The organism is Chryseobacterium arachidis, from assembly GCF_900129245.1.
Classification (GTDB): Bacteria; Bacteroidota; Bacteroidia; order Flavobacteriales; family Weeksellaceae; genus Chryseobacterium; species Chryseobacterium arachidis.
This window is the reverse complement of the sequence record NZ_FQUT01000024.1, coordinates 1-19197: the sequence shown is the minus strand read 5'-3', so window position 1 is coordinate 19197 and position 19197 is coordinate 1. Positions and strand designations below refer to the sequence as shown.

General features: G+C 35.8%; 17 protein-coding genes. All 17 read right to left on the bottom strand.

The window, feature by feature from the left end; all coding sequences use genetic code 11:
* Positions 1 to 140, bottom strand: a 140-nt coding sequence (locus tag BUA89_RS23600; RefSeq protein WP_455423254.1) for an IS1/IS1595 family N-terminal zinc-binding domain-containing protein, incomplete at its 3' end; no start/stop codon positions are given.
* 44 nt (positions 141 to 184) lie between these two features.
* On the bottom strand, positions 185 to 547 hold the full coding sequence (locus BUA89_RS22420) for a hypothetical protein (RefSeq protein ID WP_072964225.1): 363 nt from the start codon (positions 545 to 547) through the stop codon (positions 185 to 187).
* Between the two features lie 4 nt (positions 548 to 551).
* Positions 552 to 1526 carry an endonuclease/exonuclease/phosphatase family protein gene (locus BUA89_RS22415; protein ID WP_072964223.1) on the bottom strand — a complete coding sequence of 325 codons (975 nt, stop codon included), beginning with the start codon at positions 1524 to 1526 and terminating at the stop codon, positions 552 to 554.
* 74 nt (positions 1527 to 1600) lie between these two features.
* Positions 1601 to 2605 carry an endonuclease/exonuclease/phosphatase family protein gene (locus tag BUA89_RS22410; protein WP_072964221.1) on the bottom strand — a complete coding sequence of 335 codons (1005 nt, stop codon included), beginning with the start codon at positions 2603 to 2605 and terminating at the stop codon, positions 1601 to 1603.
* Positions 2606 to 2611: 6 nt separating this feature from the next.
* Positions 2612 to 3349, bottom strand: a complete 738-nt coding sequence (locus BUA89_RS22405) for a rhomboid family intramembrane serine protease (RefSeq protein ID WP_072964219.1) — start codon at positions 3347 to 3349, stop codon at positions 2612 to 2614.
* A 2-nt stretch (positions 3350 to 3351) separates the two neighbouring features.
* On the bottom strand, positions 3352 to 5139 hold the full coding sequence (gene mutL, locus BUA89_RS22400; RefSeq protein ID WP_072964217.1) for a DNA mismatch repair endonuclease MutL: 1788 nt from the start codon (positions 5137 to 5139) through the stop codon (positions 3352 to 3354).
* Positions 5140 to 5446: 307 nt separating this feature from the next.
* A complete protein-coding gene (locus tag BUA89_RS22395; RefSeq protein ID WP_072964215.1) occupies positions 5447 to 6289 on the bottom strand; it encodes a YoaK family protein in 843 nt (280 codons plus the stop codon).
* A 24-nt stretch (positions 6290 to 6313) separates the two neighbouring features.
* On the bottom strand, positions 6314 to 6808 hold the full coding sequence (locus tag BUA89_RS22390; RefSeq protein WP_072964213.1) for a hypothetical protein: 495 nt from the start codon (positions 6806 to 6808) through the stop codon (positions 6314 to 6316).
* A gap of 211 nt (positions 6809 to 7019) precedes the next feature.
* Positions 7020 to 8435 (bottom strand): sensor histidine kinase, encoded by a 1416-nt coding sequence (locus BUA89_RS22385; RefSeq protein WP_072964211.1) that lies wholly within the window; start codon positions 8433 to 8435, stop codon positions 7020 to 7022.
* A 4-nt stretch (positions 8436 to 8439) separates the two neighbouring features.
* On the bottom strand, positions 8440 to 9150 hold the full coding sequence (locus BUA89_RS22380) for a response regulator transcription factor (RefSeq protein WP_072964209.1): 711 nt from the start codon (positions 9148 to 9150) through the stop codon (positions 8440 to 8442).
* A gap of 138 nt (positions 9151 to 9288) precedes the next feature.
* Positions 9289 to 9774: a GNAT family N-acetyltransferase gene (locus BUA89_RS22375; RefSeq protein ID WP_072964208.1), complete on the bottom strand. Its 486-nt coding sequence runs from the start codon at positions 9772 to 9774 to the stop codon at positions 9289 to 9291.
* A gap of 16 nt (positions 9775 to 9790) precedes the next feature.
* Positions 9791 to 11206 (bottom strand): aminotransferase-like domain-containing protein, encoded by a 1416-nt coding sequence (locus BUA89_RS22370; RefSeq protein WP_072964206.1) that lies wholly within the window; start codon positions 11204 to 11206, stop codon positions 9791 to 9793.
* Positions 11207 to 11249: 43 nt separating this feature from the next.
* Complete coding sequence (locus tag BUA89_RS22365; protein ID WP_072964204.1) at positions 11250 to 11615, bottom strand: hypothetical protein; 366 nt, start codon at positions 11613 to 11615, stop codon at positions 11250 to 11252.
* Between the two features lie 152 nt (positions 11616 to 11767).
* Positions 11768 to 13405: a hypothetical protein gene (locus tag BUA89_RS22360; protein ID WP_072964202.1), complete on the bottom strand. Its 1638-nt coding sequence runs from the start codon at positions 13403 to 13405 to the stop codon at positions 11768 to 11770.
* A 3-nt stretch (positions 13406 to 13408) separates the two neighbouring features.
* Positions 13409 to 16753, bottom strand: coding sequence for a WGR domain-containing protein (locus BUA89_RS22355; protein ID WP_072964200.1), 3345 nt, complete (start codon positions 16751 to 16753; stop codon positions 13409 to 13411).
* A 44-nt stretch (positions 16754 to 16797) separates the two neighbouring features.
* Positions 16798 to 18312, bottom strand: a complete 1515-nt coding sequence (locus BUA89_RS22350; RefSeq protein WP_072964198.1) for a reverse transcriptase family protein — start codon at positions 18310 to 18312, stop codon at positions 16798 to 16800.
* 684 nt (positions 18313 to 18996) lie between these two features.
* The coding region (locus tag BUA89_RS22345; protein ID WP_143152336.1) for a transposase at positions 18997 to 19197 on the bottom strand (201 nt) is incomplete at its 5' end.

Below are 19197 nucleotides of genomic sequence, written 5' to 3'. Positions count from 1 at the left end.
CTCCTTTGTTCAAGACTTTTTACATCAGATTTACTTTCAACACTAAAATAGCAACCACAATCTTTGCACTTATATCTTTGTAAGCCTCTTGTAAATCCAGCTTTAACCTTATTCTCTGATTGACATTTATAACATTTCATAAAACTAATTTATGAAATATATTTTAATTTAACAATACCATATATTATTCTGTTTTTGTTTCGGTAGTGGCTGAAGCTTCATTGGATTTCTGCTTTGTTTCCACATCAGATTTCTTCTTTTCTTCGTCTGCTTTCTTTTTATTTTCTTTCTCCAGTTCCTCTTTCAGCTTCTTTTCCTGTTCCTGAAGTTTCAAAGCCTCTTTCAGCGAATCCTGATATTTTTGTGAAGACATTCTGATCTGCCTTACAACATCTACGGAAGTGGCTCCGTTTGAAAAAGAATCAATAGCAGTAGTATCATAACTTGCTTTTGCTCTGTCGGCAGGATAAAAATCCGTCGGCTCCTTCTTGGCACAGGACACCAATAAAACCAAAAAAATAAAGGCTGCAAAAAGTAAATTTTTCATGGAACTAATTTAGGAGAAATTCTGCAATTACAGGATAATGATCCGATAATTGTACAGAATTATCCACTTTATAGCTTAATGGAATAATTGATTTGGAACTGAAGATATAATCAATCCTCAAAGGAACTTTATAATCATGAAAGCTTGAAGAACTTCCGTTTCCTGCCACTAAAAAAGCATCCTGAAGATCCTTTCCTAAATTATAATATTCGTAAGAATTAGGAACCGAATTGAAGTCACCTGCCAAAATCACGGGATATGGTGAAAAATCTATCACCTTCCTGATTTTTTTAATCTGATCTTCATGAGCCTTAAAGGTCGGAATCATATGAGAAAGAAGCGTATTGATTTTCCCGGTCTGTTTGGCAAAACCTTCAAACTGCACCATAGATTTATGCAGACGGAAAGGCTCCAGATAAACATTAACAATACGTATAATTTTACCATTGATATCTACATCCGCATAAAAAGAATTTCCTCTGGATTTATCCGTAATTAATTCTTCCTGTCTTACAATTTTATGTTTGGTTTTCAATATAACAGAAGGATATTTCACCAAATCCTGCTTAAGAGCGCGATTCGTATCTTTTTCCTGAACCAGAATGATATCTGCATTTTGATCTGTAATGTATTTTTTCACCTTATCCCATCCGAAGTCCCCATATTTAACATTAAAAGTAATTACCTTAATATCTCTTATGGATTTTAAATTTTCTGTTTTTGGTGTAAAATTTATCCATCGTCTGATAGGGTTATAAAACAGAAGGGTTCCCAAAACAAACGCTATAGCTATTTTTTGTCTTTTAAAAATCCAGATAAGGGTAAAGATAATATGAAGCGCAATCAGATAAGGAAAGCCTAAAGACAACAAGTTGAAAACACCAACAAAATTTGGCGGAATCCAAGCATTTCCCAAGGTGCTTAGGAGCAAAACTGAAAGAATAATATGGGCAAATAGTAATATCTGGCGGGGCTTCATGAAAACAGTCTAAGGGTACATTTTACCCCATCAAAAACTTTACCAATCTATCGACTTTAACTTTTTTTATGATACTAATTATCAAGCTTAAACGTTGTAATTACAGGATAATGATCAGAAAGCCTTACCGATCGGTCTACTTTATAGCTTAACGGCTGTATCGATTCTGAGCAGAAAACATAATCAATTCTGATCGGAAATTTATATTCATGAAAGCTTGTGGAACTTCCATTTCCTGCTTTTACAAAAGCATCCTGTAAACCATCTGCCAACTGGTAATACTCGTAAGAATTCGGTACAGCATTAAAATCTCCCGCCAAAATTACGGGATACGGAGAAGTTTCAATACTTTCCCTTATAGGAATAATCTGTTCCTGATGCATTTTGAAAGTCGGAATCAGACGTTTGACAATATTTTTCAATTTCTCCTCACGCTTATCAATGTTGCCATCGAGTTGTATCATACTCTTTTCAAACTGAAAAGGCTGAAGATACATATTGATAATTCGGTATATTTTACCTTTTATCTCAATATCGGTCTGGGTTACGTACGCATTATTATGCTCGTAGCTACCTTCAATTATTTTTTTCTGAGAAATAATTTTATGTCTTGTAAAAAAGGCAACCCCTGCATTTTTTTCACCTTCTTTTAATCCATTGAAATGATAATCAGTACCATATCCATATTCTTGTAACAAAACAATATCCGCCTGTTGACGGTCAATATATGCTTCAATATTTTTCAGTCCAAAAGTAGCATTCTTAGCATTCAGAGAAATAATTTTCAAATCCGCATCTTCTATTTCTGAAGAAGATTTTCCTGAAAAATTAATCCATCTTAAAACAGGATTAAAAAATAACAAGCCCAAGAAAATAAAAATGAAAGCCCTTTTTTTCCAGCAAATTATCCAAAAAATGGTTAGTAAGACATAAGTAATAATTAACACAGGAAATCCTAACGAGAGTAAATTGACCCAAGGAAAGACTTTTGGCGGCACATAAGCATTCATCAGCATTCCCGACAAAAGAAGAAATATTCCTACATGAAGAATTAATAGTATGATTCGAACTGCTTTCACACGAATTTAATTAAATCTGTAAAGATGTTTTTTCCAGATTTTCGCCAAAATAAAACCCACGATCGCCCCTCCAACGTGAGCTAAATGAGCAATGCCACCAGCATTTCCTGTGACACCTAAATAGATTGATCCTATGATAACAACCGGTAAGACATACTTAACTTTCATCGGAATTGGAATAAACATGATACCTATTTTTGCATCAGGATAAAGTGTTGCAAATGCCGCTACGACTCCAAAAATGGCTCCTGAAGCACCAACCATCGGCGTTCTTAAAACTCCGTAAAGCTGCTGTGAAAGCTCTTGTCCTTCGGGCGTGTTAGCACTGATATTCATTTCTCCTGAATATCCGATTACTGCCTTCGAATATATTTCTGCAGGATCTAATCCAAGCCTTTGCAACCCCGAAACAATCTGCTGCACTTCAATAAAACTCCAAAGATTAAATAAAAAGAAAGCGCCAAGACCACTTAGGAAATAAAGGATCAAATATTTTTTTTCTTTCAAAGATTGTTCTAATATCGGTCCAAAACTAAATAAAGTAAACATATTGAAAATTATATGCATATATCCCCCATGCATAAACATATGTGTAATTATCTGCCAAGATCTGAAATTCGGAGAAAAAGGATAGAACCCGGAAAGGGTATCATACAGTTGTGGCATTAAAAAAAATGTTAAAATGAACACAACTATATTTATGATAATAAGATTTCTTGTAATCGGAGGTATACTATTAAACATCCCTAAAATTTATTTTTAAAATCATTAAACGGAATCTCAAAGAAACATCTTTTCCCGTTTGGTAAAAATTCCGGGAACCCCAGGGCCGTAAAGTCTTTAATCAGCTGTTCCGCATCTTTTTTATAGATAAAGTCGAATCTGGACTTCGACTGCATTTTACTCCATTGATTCTGATAGAAGTGCATAAATTCCTCTTCAGACTTGTATTCCAGAATATCAAAAAGATTTTCCAGGAATTTCATCACCTGTGTTTCTTTTAAACCTTCAGGAACCGCATCTATTCTTAATACGCTTTCATGAGCAATGCTCATTTCAAACCCTAATTCGGGAAGGTATTTTTTGATGGAGGAGTATTTATTTTTCTCAATTTCGTTCATATGATACTCTAAAGAGAAAAGTAAGGCATGGCTGTTTGTGGTTCCTCGTTTTACAGGCTTTGTATTTTCTGCAACCACCAGCCTGTGCATTCTTCCCAAATCCAGCATTAAAGTTTCATCTCCTTTATTGAAAAGCCAATATCCGTTTGGTAACCTCATCAGGTCCTCATCAAAGTCTTCATCTTCAAACAGGTTAATTTTTGAAGGTTCTGCACTGATATTGATATTCTGATGATACATTTCCGTAAGATTCTGAATTTCCACCTGTGCAACTTCCCGTTCTTCCAAAAACGGATTGTAGTCTCTGTCTACGATTATCTCTGGCATTTTCAGGGTTCCGCCTCCGTTTCCTTTGCTTGGAGATGTTTTCTGCATCATTTCATCCAAATGAGGATCTCTTTCAAAATCCAGGCTTGGAGAGATGTTGTAAATTCCTAAAGACCTTTTAATGGTCGATCGTAATAAAGCAAATATCAAATGTTCATCCTCAAATTTCACTTCGGTTTTCTGCGGATGGATATTCACATCAATTTTTTCGGGATCAATCTCTAAAAAAAGGAAGAATGTTGGAACATATCCCGGTAAAAGCAGTCCTTCGAAAGCCTCCTGAACAGCTTTATTAAAATATGGACTCTTGAAATATCTCCCGTTCACAAAAAGAAACTGCTCTCCCCTTGTTTTTTTTGCGCCTTCCGGTTTGGCCACGTATCCGTGAAGCTTGCACCAGATAATGTCTTCTTTAATAGGAATCAGCTGTGGCTGCAGTTTTCTTCCGAACACATCCACAATTCGCTGCATCTGGCTTCCTTTTCTTAATCTGAAAACCGCATCATCATCATGAAACAAAGAAAACTCAAGGTTTTCATGTGCCAGAGCCACCCTTTGAAATTCGTCAATAACATGTCTGAATTCAACATTATTATTTTTAAGAAATTTTCTTCTTGCCGGAACGTTGTAAAAAAGGTTTTTCACCAAAAAATTAGATCCGTCCGCTGTCTGAACAGGATCCTGAAACTGGAAAACTCCACCTTCAATATAAATATTGGTTCCTACCGCAGCTTCTTTCTGTTTTGTCTTCAGCTCTACCTGAGAAACAGCCGCAATAGAAGCCAAAGCTTCCCCGCGAAATCCTTTGGTAGCAATCTTAAAAATATCTTCCGTTCCCCTGATCTTAGACGTCGCGTGTCTTTCAAATGCCATTCTCGCATCTGTTTCGGACATCCCTTTTCCGTCATCAACAACCTGAATCAAATTTTTGCCGGCATCTCTGATAATCAACTCAATTTTTGAAGCTCCAGCATCGATGGCATTTTCCAGAAGTTCTTTTACAATAGACGCGGGTCTCTGCACGACTTCTCCTGCCGCAATTTGGTTGGCTACATGATCCGGTAAAAGCTGAATAATATCTGACATAAAAAACGTAAATCAACTTACAAAAATAGTCATTCAGAATAAGAATAAAAACAATTCACCCGTGAATTAAAATTTAATTATCAACATATTAACAACATGCTCTGACTTCTCACCGATTAAAAACCCTCACATTCTTTTGATTTCTAAAAAACACAATCCCCTAATTGTACCACGCAATTAGAGGATTGATTCACAGCTAGTTTACACAAAATTAATACTGATATTAATTATTTTTTTATTGATCATCTTTCTTTTTCAAGTCATCGATGATATATTATTTATCAAGATCTTAGTAGCATCTCTTTATTTATTCGTCAAATACCAACTTTCTTTTCTTGCCTCTTGTCGGTTCTTTCACTTCCGGAATTCCGTGGATCTTATCATATAAAAACGAAACTAAATTCGGTTTTTTATAGATTTTACTGTATCTGTACTGCGTATTGAAATGTCTGATATGAATCTTGTAAGCATCATACCCGATAACTACCAATAAACACAAACTGATGACATAAAACACCCTGAATTCAAGATAATAATAGGTTAATCCCGAGAAAACAGCTCCCAATACATAAGAGAACATAATGCTCATCAACAGCTTGGCTCTTCCTACAAGCTCCCCGTTCTTTCTGAATTTCTTTTGGGTAAACATTGAGAATAAAATTCCCAAATCGGTTGTTGTACCCGTAAGGTGAGTTGTTTTTACCGAGAAGTTTGAAATACTCGCCGTTAAGCCATTCTGCAAACCGGTTGCAAATAACATCAATGCTACCAGCCATTCCGTTTCTTCCAGCGTTTTTCGATAATAAAACTGTCCGTAAATCCCCACAAACAATAGACAGGCGATTTCTAAAATCAATGGCATTGCATGGGCAAAATATTTACTCCTTTTATTGAAATTAATCACAATAAAATTAGATACAAATCCTCCTAAAAAGAACAGGAAAATCCACAATCCGACAACTGCAACCTGCGACCAGTTTCCTTTACTGATTTCCGCGGCCAAAATCGCATAGTGCCCTGTTACGTTTGACGTAAAAGAGAGAAATATCAATAGAGAAGCTATGTTTATAGTACCTGCCGTAAATGCAGTCAGCGTCCCCAGTCTGATGTTGTCTCCCAACGTTCTGCTGTTACTATAATTCCTTAACATGTTTCTGATTTTAATTGGGTTACATTATGCCTCAACAAAGATCTCTGCCAATCTTCCCTTTTCCGGAAGACTTTCGCGAACCTCAACAGAAATTTCGTGGGATTCGAGTTCTTTGCATTTTTTGATATAGGGAATTAAGTCGAATTTCCCCTTTCCTTTACTTCTGATAGAGGGAGAGTAGTAAGCTTCCTCAATATTTTCAGCTTTCACATAATTGTTGAAGGTTCTCTGAAAACTTCCCGTGAAGATATCACAGACAATTTTATTGATCAGCTGAGGATATTTATTCTTAATAATTCCGAAAGCGTCGCAAAACTCTCTAGGTCTTAATTTACTGAAAATCGTACTTTTCGTATTAAACAAAAGATCCCTGATAGAATCTCCGGTATCATATCCTGAAACCAAAAGAATATTGTATTGATTTTGGTCTTCCGAAGCATCTTTCTCTTTCATTACTTTCTTTAATATATTTAAAGACTCAAGAGAATAATCTGTGGCTATTAAAATCGTTTTGGTCATATTTTTAAGATTTAGGTTCGTATTATCTTATTTCGATGATACAAAACTAAAATGACCAAATTAAAACATCTTTGGAATAGAATTAAAATGTGATTAAAGAGATTAAAATGAGATTAGAAAATTGTTAATAACCATTAACAATAAGAGACGAAAATACATAACAAACTGTATAAATAACGTTTTTGATCAATTTTAACAAAAACCATTTTATTTACTCTAAGCTTTCCCCTCCTTCCTGCTGCATGCTGTAAAAATTCGGGAAACGAAGCTGTACGGTAGTCCCCTGATTTTGATGAGAACTTACAATCAGTTCACCATGGTGCATTCTGACGATATTTCTTGCCAACGGAAGCCCGATTCCGTATCCTTCGTAATTTTTTGTATTGGAAGCACGGAAAAACGGATCGTATATTTTATTCATTTCCTCTTCAGGAATCCCGATACCATTGTCTTTTACAATGATATAAACATCCGTATCTGTTGCCCCCAAAGAGACTTTAACCTGTTGGAAATTAGAATATTTACAGCCATTCTGAATAATATTCGTCACCGCGAGATGCAACAACTGCTCGTTACCCTGAACTTTCAATTTTTTAGGATTGTCGGGCAACATACTTATATCCAGATAGATATTATTTCTTGCATCAATTCTTCTTAAGGTTTCGATAACATCCCAAAGCAGCTGGTCGATCCTTACTTTATCCATTTTCTGGATTTTCCCGTCGAAACCGGTTTGGGCTATCATTAATAAAGCTTTGATTTTTTTATCTAATTTTTCAGCTTCATCAAGAATAATTCCTAATGTTTCTTTATACTCATCAGTTGTTCTTGAGATGGAAAGCGCTACATCTGCCTCTCCCATAATCGAAGTTAAAGGTGTCCTTAATTCGTGGGAGACATTTCCAATTAAATGATTTTGGGTTTCAAAAGAGGTCTCGATACGGTTAAGCATATCGTTAAAAGTATCCACCAGCTCGTTCAATTCCTTATTATCCGGTTGAGATTCAAGACGTAAATGAAGATTTTCAGAACTGATCTCTTTTACTTTTCCGGTAATTTTTAAAATAGGCTTGAACAACGTTTTAGACAGATAAAAAGAGAAGATCATACTGAAAAACAGTGAAAGTACGATACAGGTAATTAAAGTTCGTTTTAAAAAGCCCAGATAGTACACCACGTAATGATTCTTGGCAGACGCTATCGCAATGTAATCTTTGTCATCGTGCCTGAAGGTCTGGCCGATGTAGTAAAATTCTTTATCGTTATAGTTAGATTCCCCGTTCTTTACAATACTCTTGAAAAAGTAATCCGGAATATGGACTTCGTGAGAAATTTTCTTGAAATTGGAATCCGTCGGAACCGCAAAGACATAATCTTTTTCCATCGGAAGCTCTTCATCATTCAGGCCGTTGAGAATATAATTTTCTGGAAGATCGAGATCATCCTTACTTTTTTCGATCTGAATAATCGTCGTCGTACGGATTTTCAGCAATTCATAAAACCTCTGATGCGAAAAGTTGACAATCGAAAAATAAACCAACCCACTGAACAGCAATATAATGGCGGTAAAAACCAACATCAAAAGCACCATCGTTTTGGTCTGATTTGTGACAACTTTGTTAAACATTCTTTTAAGATTTTTTCAGTACATATCCCATTCCTATAACGGTATGAATCAACTTATTATCTTCGTGATGATCCAGTTTTTTTCTTAAATAATTCACGTAGACATCCACCACGTTGGTTCCCAATTCGTAGTTCACACCCCATACAGAATCCAGAATTTCCGCTCTTGAAATTACTTTTTCCGGGTTGTTCAGGAAGTATAACAGTAACTTATATTCCGTTGATGTCAGGGAAATTTCTTCACCCGCTCTCGTTACCTTTTTCGTATAATCATTCAAAATCAAATCTGAAAACTGGAAAACATGCTCATTATCGACTTCGGGCTCTACAATTTCCGGCGCGCTTCCGTTTTGGTTACTTCTTCTTAACAAAGATTTTACCCGGGCAACCAACTCGATAAATTTGAAAGGCTTCACCAAATAATCGTCTCCACCGTTTTCGAGACCTAAAACAATATTCTCGGAAGTTCCCAACGCCGTTAAAAAAAGAATCGGCACATGCTTATTCGTTTTCCTGATTTCCTTGCAGACATCCAACCCATTCATTTCAGGCAGCATAATGTCCAGAATCACCAGATCAAAATCATTCGACTGTACCAGCTGTGCTCCCGTACGGCCGTCAAAAGCCACGGAAATTTCATATCCGTTTTCCTGCAGTCCTTTCTTTATAAAGGAAACAACACTGGTTTCGTCTTCGATGAGAATAATCTTATTCATTGAAATTTGGAATTTCACAAAAATAGAAAATTATTTTGGTTGGGAAGTAAAATGCTTAATCAGAAAACAAGAAGGTAATTATACAAAAAAAGCACACCGAAAATCAGTGTGCTTCCTCTTTAACAAAATAAAAAGTATCTAAATACTTAGATCTAAAATCATTTTAGTGTCCGCTCTCTCGTAAGGAGAATCCATTACGGGAATATGCTGAAAGCCCAGCTTTTCGTAAAGTTTGATGGCTGGAATTAAGACAGAATTCGTTTCAAGAAAAACTTCTTTTGCCTTTAATTCTTTTGCTTTATTAATCAGTTCCTGACCGATTAGATAACCAATCTTTTTCCCTTGTGCCTTAGGGCTTACCGCCATTTTTGCCAGTTCGAAAACCAACGGATCTTCGGAAGTTTTAATCAGAGCGCAGGTTCCTACTACTTCATTATTCAGAAGTGCAAAAACAATGTGTCCTCCTTTGTTGATGATATAATCTTCAGGATTGTCAAGCATTTTGTAGTCGCTCGCTTCCATTTTAAAAAATTTACTGATCCACTCTTCATTTAAATCCCTGAAATTCTGTTGAAATTGAGATTCGTAATCAACAATTTTCACTTCATTATTATTATCACTCATCCTTTTTATATTTAATTTAAAATCTGTTTTTAATCATTTTTCCTAATTTTTCGAGGTCGCTTTCTACACGATCCGTCCATTCCAAAGCATAATTTAACCGTAAACAATTCTGATACTGATTATACTGAGAAAACATTCTTCCCGGTGCAAAATTGATTTTCTGACTAAAAGCTTCATCATAAAGATCTTCCGTACAAATCCTCTTATCTAATTCCAACCACAACATAAACCCTCCTTTCGGTTCGGAAACCTTCGTATTATCAGGAAAATATGCCGCCACCGATTTTTGAATCTGAAGGTAATTGGCATACAGCTTTTTCCTGAACATCCTCAAGTGATGATCGTAACGCCCATGCTCCAGAAAATCCGCAATCACATCCGAATACAACGAAGGACTGCAAACGGTTTGCACCAATTTTTGACGAATAATTTTATCCTTAAATTTCCCGGGAGCCACCCAGCCGACACGATATCCAGGTGCCAGAACTTTCGTCACAGAACCGATCCACATCACCAATCCCGCTTCATCGTAAAACTTGCAAGGCTTTGGCCTTTCTGCCCCAAAATAAACGTTTCCGTAAATATCATCTTCAATCAATGGAACATTATATTCCGTAATTAATCTTACCAATTCTTTCTTGCTTTCATCCGGCATCTGAAAACCGAGCGGGTTATTAAAATTCGTTACAAAACAGCATGCAGATAGCTTAGGAAGAACTTTTTTTAATTCGTCTAAATCTACTCCGTCAATCGGATGTGTTGGAATTTCCACCGCTTTCAAGCCTAATAACTGAACCGCCTGCAAAACTCCAAAATAAACCGGACTTTCCACCGCCACCCAGTCTCCGGGTTTGGTGACTGCCATCAAACAGTTGTAAACCGCATTCATCGCACCGGAGGTGATCACCAGATCATTTTCCGTGATTTTTCCTTCCAAAACCATTGCCCATTTTGCGATTTCACGACGTAGGTGTTCATTTCCCTGAACCGGTTCGTAATCTGTTCCGCTGTCGTTTTTGCTTTTAATCACATTAATCATGGATTTCTTCAGCTTCGGTAGCGGGAGAAAACTTTCACCGGGAATTCCCAATGCAAACTGTGTCATATCTTTTCCCGCAATCGTTCCGAAAACTTTATCAATAAGATCTTCGGGAGAATTTTTTGTTTCAGAAACCTTCATTTTTGCAATCGACGGAAGTGCCAGCTTTCTTTGTGAAGTCTGGCTCACAAAATATCCGTATTTTGGGCGAGATTCTACCAGAGAATGGCTTTCCAGCTCCATGTAAGCCTGTTTTACAGTGTTTAAACTTACATTGTACAATTTTTGAGCACTTCTCAGTGAAGGCAATTTATCTCCGAATTGTAAGGTTTCGCTTTTAATCTGTTCTGTGACAGATTTTGCGATTTTGAGGTAAAGAACATCTTTAGACATCAGGATCTGTTTTAAGTAAATTTACGATTTTAAAAGACCTTTTTTAATCATTCAGCCAATTAATCATCCGTTCAATATTACTTTTCAGCTGCAGAGGATTTCGAAAATTTTCAGAATTATTCCTACCGAAAAATTCTTTAACTGTAACAATAAACTGCTTTCTTTCTTCCTGATTAAAAGCCTGATCAGTGTGAATTAAAAAATCGGTTTCATTTTTCGGATTCAGAATAAGGCTTGCAAAAGCGAAGACCATATTTTTATTTTTAGCCAAGAGAAAAGGAATCCCGAAGTTTTCATTGATTTTGTGGACGTTAAATTTTTGAAGAAAAAGATTTTTCAGTTCAAAAATATCCGATGCGTAGACCTCAGCATAGTGAAGCCGATTGTTTTGTAGAAGATGTGTTTCCATATTACCCGCTTTACTTCAACAAATGTACAGCGTATTATTATTTAGGTACAGATACAGAAGTTGGTATTTTTATGGGTACAGAATTTTATTCAGAAATAGAAAAAGGAAAGGCAAAACCTTTCCTTGTAAATTAGTATAGAAAATCAATTATATTATTTCCTGTTGATCATCATTCTTGTTGCCAGAATATGTTCACAAGGGCCTTGTCTTAAACCGTTTGACTGATAAAAACCACATTGGCAATTTCCATCAATCAATCGCTGGTCTTTATCAATAGAAGCTTCCGTTTTGTAGGTAAAATTGCTTTCTTTTATAGTTCCCTGAATGTTGAGGATATCATTTTTTACGTCGTATCTGATCTTCACTTTATCTTCAGAAATCAGTTTATCCGCTTTTTCTTCTTGCGGGCTTGAGAAACGCAATTGTTTCATATCCAAAGGATCCTGAGTCAGTTCACGAACTCTGTACAATCCCATATTCAGATCATAAATCACCCTTCCAGCCTGCGTGTAAGACGTTAATGAAGTCGAAATGGTAGCCGTATCAAGGTTTAATTTTTTCGAAAGTTCGGCTGTTGTTCCAAACCATGTTTCTTTCAGAGTACTGAATACTTTTTCCTGAGTCATTAAATCTACTTGACCTCTCGGAGCCATCAGATCAAAATTTCCGGCTCTGCTCCAGTCGTTGGTTGTCCACCCTGAAAGTCCCAAAGTGAAAGCCATATCGCCCAAATCTGCAATGTAGAATGAAGGCAAACCGTTTCCTAATAAAACCACTCTGAAATTTTTAGCAATCGGAATTAATCTTTCTAAGATCAACAATCTTCTTCTCCCCCAAATTCTGATCGTCTTGCTTTCCGACCCTGTATAAATTGAGCGGTGAAAAGTAAGTGTTTCGTACCAAGGTTCAAAAACTGCCTGAATCGGTTTTCCAGGCTCCAAAATAAAACGCAGTGCTCTCGGTCCTTTTTTCTCTTTGAATCGTCTTAAAAACTGACAAATACTGAAAATATCCATCGGATGAAAATCAAAAGTCGTGGCAGGCAAAGTCATTGCAGAACTCACCTGTAAAAAACCACGCACCCAGGAATCCGGCAAGTCGATTTTTTCTTCTTTATATACTTCCTCGTTTGTGGTGAGTGCTTCAAAACCGGAAGGATCAATTTTGAATTCCGTGTCTTTATAATCTCTTATTTTCTGAAATTCGTTATAAAGTGCAGCCGAATAATCGATATTCGTCGTTCCGCATTTAAATTCATTGATTTCCGTGAAAACATTATAACTGCTGCTCAGTTTTCCATACGTAGATTCGTCCTGGCTGAAACATTCAAAGAAAACTTCATCGGGATGAACCGTAATGACCGGATCCAGAACGAACCAAGCGTCTTTATCTTTTTGATACAGATAATCAAAATATGCTTTTTTAGCTGTATTAAAAGGTCCTAAAACCCTGTTTTTCTCTTTGTAAACTTGGTCTAACTCTCCCCTTACTTCCGCCAGTCTTTTTTTGACTTCTTCAATCTGAAACTCAGCCATGTAGTCACTCAACCAAAGCTTTTCCTGTTCAGCAGCCCATTCTTTGTATTCCGTTTTATCTTTCGGCTTAAAGCGAAGATCGGAAACCACCACATCATGCAACGCGGAAATTGCTTCACGAAACGGAATTTTTTTATTCAGCTTGCCTACAAAAAACGTCGGATCTCTTTGCAGATCGGGGGAAAAGCTCATTTGCGTACTCGTTGCAGAGTTCGTAATGGCAGTATCTTTATGAAATTTATAATCGAATAACATAGCTTAAGAAATTAATTGAAGATGAACATTCAGTTGAGGATAGATCATTTTCAGTTCAGAAATAATATCAATGCATTTTGCTTTATCCTGAATAGCGGTCGTTGCCGAAAGATCATCTAAAATCCTACTAACTGTTTCCGCAGATTCTATATTTTTTCTTCCTTCTTTTTCTAAAAAGATAAAAATTCTGTTTTTAGCCGTTCGTGCTTTATTAACTCTTGAAAGTACAGAGCGGAAATAAAACTCCAGTTCTTTTAATTTTTCAGGTTGATCACTTGCATATTCTTCAAGATATGAAGTCACAAAAAGCTGAATATTCTGGCTCGGATGCTGGCTCAGTTTTGTAAGATATTCCAGTCCGTGTTCTTTTTTGAAGAACTTCATGATCAGGTTTTTACCAAAATTTTCGACATCGGATCGTACAGAATCTGCAATTCCGATTAAGCAGTCCGTATCCCAATCTTCATCTTTGAATTCATTCTGGAAGAAATGAAAAGCAAATTCTCTGCTATCGTCCCATTTTGCATCCAGAATTCCCAACGCATGATTGCGATCTGATTTAATTCTCCCAATATTATTTTTATAGAAATTCCACGACCATTGTCTTACCGCTAAAAACTCGTGATTTGCAAGAGAAATAACTTGTTTTAAGGTAAATTTGCTACTATCATTTACTTTTTTAAGCAATTCGAAACCAAAAAGCTGGTTTTTCACACTGTCTGCAAATAATATTCTGAGAATCCATTTTACAGGAATATTGTCAATATATTTCGGAGCCGTTTTTTCAAGATAATCTCTGAACAACTGATGAGAATTATCAAATTGCTGTTCCCTCATCAACATTTCAAATAGTTTTTCAACAATCTGTAATTGGTTTTCAGACTGAACTCCCAAATGATCATTTAATGTAAATACATTCTCCGCAACTTCCTTATAATTTGAAGAAAGTAACGCAAGAATCTGTGCCCAGTTTCTCCCGATTTCTTCTTTAGGATATTGATTTAAAAGACTGATTCCGTTTTGTCTTACAGATTCATTTTCATTATTCAATAACAATTCAATAATTGAAAAAGGAATTTCTGTTACCGGATATTTTTGAGATTTGGAAAGCAGAATTTCACTTGCCAAAAATCTGTTGTTATTCAACGGAGAAGTCAGTAATTGGGCGACAATTTCCCAGCTGATCTCAGAAAAATTAGAGAAAGCTGTTATTTTAAGCTTTTTAGTAGCAGATTCTGCGATTTTATTGTTTTTGTCGTTATTTTCCAGAGAAAGCAACTCAATGATTACTTTTCCAAGCACAGATTTTTGCCTTTCTTCAGATAAAGATTCTTTTTGAAGTAAGTTATTGATAAATTCATTAGATTCTTTTCGTGAATGCATGATTAAATGCATGATAAAATCTGTAGATTCCAGAAAATATTGAGTATTGTTTTCAATAGCTTCTTTTGCCCAGCTTCTTGCCTGTTCGTTTTCGCAAACTAAAATTTGTGCCACAAAAATTTGGTCCTGCTTTAATTCTTGCTTCTTCTCATTTAATGCTTCAAAACCTAAATTTTGCGGATATTTTGAAGATTTATTTAACAACTGAATCATCATTTGAGGCTCAATTTTTTGCAATAAATCTTTATATTGAGAATGAACGGAAAGATTTTCATAAGCAAATTTCATCACCAGATCCATTCTCGCCTGCATCAAAAGCTGGATATAAGCTTGTGGTGTTTCATCCCAAAATTCAGGATAAAGTTCAAGCCTTGAAGGATTTGAATCAGAAATTATTGCAGATTCCTCTTTTTTCTGTTGAGAAACAGTCGGTTTTTCTTTATTCGAACCAAAAATATTCTTGAATGCTCCTATAATATTGTCTAAAGCACCATGCTGTTGATTTTGATGAGAAGGCGCTTCTGACACATTTGTATTGTTGTTATTTTCCGATTCCACCTTCTTCATTTCATTGGCAGAATAGTAATAATCTGAGCTCCAGAACTGTTCCTTTTTACTGTAGAATTCAAGATTTGAATCCATCTTACGGTTTTTATCATTTCCGAAAAGGATAATGTTAAGAAGCGGAGATCGGTAACATTCCGGGAAATCGACCACCGTATAATAATATCTCTGAGTTTCCCAATTGTAAGTTCCATAATGGCTTAACGGCCCTTTTCTGGCAGGAACATAATCGTCCTCAGAATATTGTACCAATGCATTGACCGCAAATCTTAGATATTCTTTCGCTTTATTTTGCTCTCCCAATTCTTTCAGATAATGAAAGCTGTTCTTCTGAAAATAAAGTTTCGTAAAATTTGAAAATGCAAGCCTGCTTTCAGGGCTGGAAAGCTCTTTTCTTACATTGACGGAATTTCCAAACTGGTAAAAATACTGATGCTGATTCCACGCTTCTTTATCCAGGCTCGCCGTTCTTTTGAACATAGGCGACTTTTTTTCGAATAAAAAGGATAACAGTCCCAAAATCTGTGCATCATCCCGAAAACGAGCCAATTTATAAATCGCACGAATATTTTTAAAGTAAGGCGATGCAAACGGAATTTTTACTATAATTTCTTCAATTAATTTAGTCAAAGAAGGATATGCTTTCGATAAAAGATAAAGGTAAACGAGTTCGTCCGCTTTCTCTTTTTTCTCGAATTTTTCAAGATATTGCTGCTTTAAGCCATCATAATCTCCTTTATCAATGGCATATTTTATTTCAGAAGGAAGGCTTTCCAATAAGTCAGAAACCGTTTTTTCTAGTTCTGAATTTTCATTAATTGTCAAGAGTGCATCAAAAGCAACATTTCTGATATACTGCTTATGTCTTGTACTTTGTGCAATGCCGCGTAAAAGCTCGGACGCCTGAGTCATTCTGAATGTTCTGATCGCAAAAATAGAAGCATACAGCTGCATGTCGTCGCCTTTTGTTGCCAGTTTCAAAATATAAGGAACAGCTTCTTCAATTTTCATTTGAACCGCCTTCCAGATCACACGGGAAGTTTTCCATTCTGTTTTAAAAGAATTGATTCCCTGTGTAGCATCTTCCAGACGTTTTAAGATCACTCCTTCTACAGAATTCATATTAACAGAATCCAATGACGGAAGCTCTACAAAAACTTCTACTTCAGACTGATATCCTTTATTTCTTTTTTCTTTTTCAAGTTGATCAAAAATACTCTCGGCTTTATCCTTAGACACGAAAGCAGGAGTCTTACTGCCTTCTTTCAATGCTGCACCGCGTCTTCCGTAACGGAAATTAACGGCAAAAGCATCAGGATTTATTTCACAAAGATCTATTTCGTAAACTTTATCCGATTTTCCTTCGTGGAAAAAGAGTTTGGTTTGTTTGATGATTTTCATCTATCTTATGGATTAAGATGTTGATATTATGTGTTTGGTTCGGGCTAAAAAATATTCCACCAGTCTGTTTTTTCTTCTTTTGGCGCAAGCATTTCTTCTTGGATTTCAGTCACTGCAACTGTTTCTACAATTTCCTGAACAACTTCTTTTACTTCTACGATCGGTTTACCGTGTTTTGCAATAATTGTATTCAATTTTTCTCTGAACACCAATGCTTTGACAGGATTTACCATATTCACGAAATTAATATACCCTTCAACCGCATTAATCAAATGAAATGCCTTTCCCCAGGTTTGATTTTGCCATCCGTTGACTTCGATATTGTGTAAAAGTGCTCTGAACTTTCTGAGTTTTTTTCGCTCAACATTCAGTTTTTCATTGACTACAATTCCCGTCACTTTTTGTTGATGCCTGCCTCTCATAATGTGAAGTTTATCAGGATGAATCGTGAAATTTTCGTCGTTAATAATCTGTTTTACAAAATATAAAAGCTTATTGATATTCTGCTCTTTATCCTGATTGGCAGAAAAAGTAAGATCATCCGCATAACGGGTGTAGGTAAACCCTAATTTCTGAGCCAGACCTTTCAATCTTTTATCTAATTTATAAGCGATAATATTACTGATGGCAGGACTTGCCGGCGAACCCTGCGGTAAAAACCGTTCTCCTTTATGAACGAAATATTTAACATCATCCAGTAAAATCTCTTCCGTATGAGCCTGAGTGCAGACCAATGCAAAAATAGTCGAAAGCTGTTCCGAATATCCAAATTTTGAAAACAATCCTTTTACTCTTCTATAGCTGATTGAAGGGAAAAAATCCTGTAAATCGATGTTGATAATAATATCTTTCCCAAGATGTAGCTCTGCATTAGTGACAATTGATTTTTTTGCTGTAAAGCCATGTACAACTTCTCCCACCGAAATTTTATTCAGGATATTTTCCAGAATCCATTGCTGAAAATACCTCAATTGCGGTTTAGGTGCCGAAATCCTTCTTTTTCCACCTGATTTTTTAGGAATTTCAAAAATATGATAATGCGTTTTGTTAGAAACTTTCCTGTGAAAGGCAAGATATTTTATTAGCGGAAGACCAAAACCCGATTTCTGACTGAAATCTGATATACTTTCAAAAGCAGGAAGTGAAAACTCCAACAGTTTTTCTACATCCGAATCGGTGCAGTGAAGCCCTTTAGAAACATCTTCTCCAACATAAATAATCTGCTCTTGCTGAAGCTTTTTCCAATGATCTGCTTTATCCTTGCGTTTCTGTTCGTTTTTTTGTTTGGTTACTTCTCTTTTGGCTTTTGCCTCCTGCATACGCTTTTTGCGCATCTCACGAAGCATTGCCTCCTGATTTCCGTATTTTCGGTCTTTTGCCAATAGCTCTTGCAATTCCTTCTGTAAAACAACTTCCTTTTGAATAAGTTGTTCCGGTAGGGAGGGCGTAGAAGTTTCCTGCCAAAAACCAAGTCTTTTCATTTCTTCCAGAATATAACTATCCTTGGAAGATGCTTTTATACGGTCGTAAATCTGTTGTCTGCTGAGATTTTGTGACATTTAGATGTGTTTTTTTATAAATAAAAAGCCCTACACTTAATAGGGCTTTGTTTGGGATAAACCTTCGTATTTTCTAAGGACTATATCTATCAACTCCAGAAAATGGTACTAGTGGGTACCTTTATTTTCTCGGAAAATGAACTGAAAAGGTACCTACTAGTACCATTTTCCCCATCAAGATAGTATGTAGTGACGTATGCTAAGCAATTTCACAGTGATGACGAAACATCATCATTTCTTTAAAAAGAAAAGCAAGGATCTATCTTTTTCAAATATATAAAAAATTATAATTCCACCAAATATGAATTGAATTATTTGTCTGATTTTGTTCGATTTATTCGGTGCTTAAAGCAATGTTGATTTTTTAAGAGAGATTAATTGGCTTAACATAGGGGAAGTATTAAAAAATATTGAGTTCATTTTTATTTCCCACAGATTGCGAAGATTTTCACAGGTGATGATTTCAATTTTTATAACCACGAATACACAAATTTTGAAGGATCTTGATGTTTTAATTTATCTCTACTTTTGTATTGAGTGGCATCTTATAAATAAAACAGCTTGATGAGACTAAAAAAGTTGTGGACTTAGTGTTCAAAATAAATTGATCCTTTTTATTCAATCTCCAACTTTCACTCTCATTCCCAATCTTTGATTTTATGGATCAAGTACAAAACTTGTGGACTAAGCAAAAAGTTTTGATAATCTGAACAGGAAAAACGATTTATCTCTTACTCCTCTGAGCTGTAATCTGAAGTTTTTTATTTTTGCATTAAAGGATTCTGCTGAGGCGTTAGTGCTTCTCTTCTCAAAATAATTAAGAATATCGCTGTAGTGGCGGGTAATCGTTCTTTTTAAGGTAGTGAAAGATTTAAAGCCTGATTC

Coding starts and splice junctions, on each gene's coding strand:
- BUA89_RS22420 (WP_072964225.1), bottom strand. CDS start 547: ATGAAAAATTTACTTTTTGCAGCCTTTATTTTTTTGGTTTTATTGGTG.
- BUA89_RS22415 (WP_072964223.1), bottom strand. CDS start 1,526: ATGAAGCCCCGCCAGATATTACTATTTGCCCATATTATTCTTTCAGTT.
- BUA89_RS22405 (WP_072964219.1), bottom strand. CDS start 3,349: ATGTTTAATAGTATACCTCCGATTACAAGAAATCTTATTATCATAAAT.
- mutL (WP_072964217.1), bottom strand. CDS start 5,139: ATGTCAGATATTATTCAGCTTTTACCGGATCATGTAGCCAACCAAATT.
- BUA89_RS22395 (WP_072964215.1), bottom strand. CDS start 6,289: ATGTTAAGGAATTATAGTAACAGCAGAACGTTGGGAGACAACATCAGA.
- BUA89_RS22390 (WP_072964213.1), bottom strand. CDS start 6,808: ATGACCAAAACGATTTTAATAGCCACAGATTATTCTCTTGAGTCTTTA.
- BUA89_RS22385 (WP_072964211.1), bottom strand. CDS start 8,435: ATGTTTAACAAAGTTGTCACAAATCAGACCAAAACGATGGTGCTTTTG.
- BUA89_RS22380 (WP_072964209.1), bottom strand. CDS start 9,150: ATGAATAAGATTATTCTCATCGAAGACGAAACCAGTGTTGTTTCCTTT.
- BUA89_RS22375 (WP_072964208.1), bottom strand. CDS start 9,774: ATGAGTGATAATAATAATGAAGTGAAAATTGTTGATTACGAATCTCAA.
- BUA89_RS22370 (WP_072964206.1), bottom strand. CDS start 11,206: ATGTCTAAAGATGTTCTTTACCTCAAAATCGCAAAATCTGTCACAGAA.
- BUA89_RS22365 (WP_072964204.1), bottom strand. CDS start 11,615: ATGGAAACACATCTTCTACAAAACAATCGGCTTCACTATGCTGAGGTC.
- BUA89_RS22360 (WP_072964202.1), bottom strand. CDS start 13,405: ATGTTATTCGATTATAAATTTCATAAAGATACTGCCATTACGAACTCT.
- BUA89_RS22355 (WP_072964200.1), bottom strand. CDS start 16,753: ATGAAAATCATCAAACAAACCAAACTCTTTTTCCACGAAGGAAAATCG.
- BUA89_RS22350 (WP_072964198.1), bottom strand. CDS start 18,312: ATGTCACAAAATCTCAGCAGACAACAGATTTACGACCGTATAAAAGCA.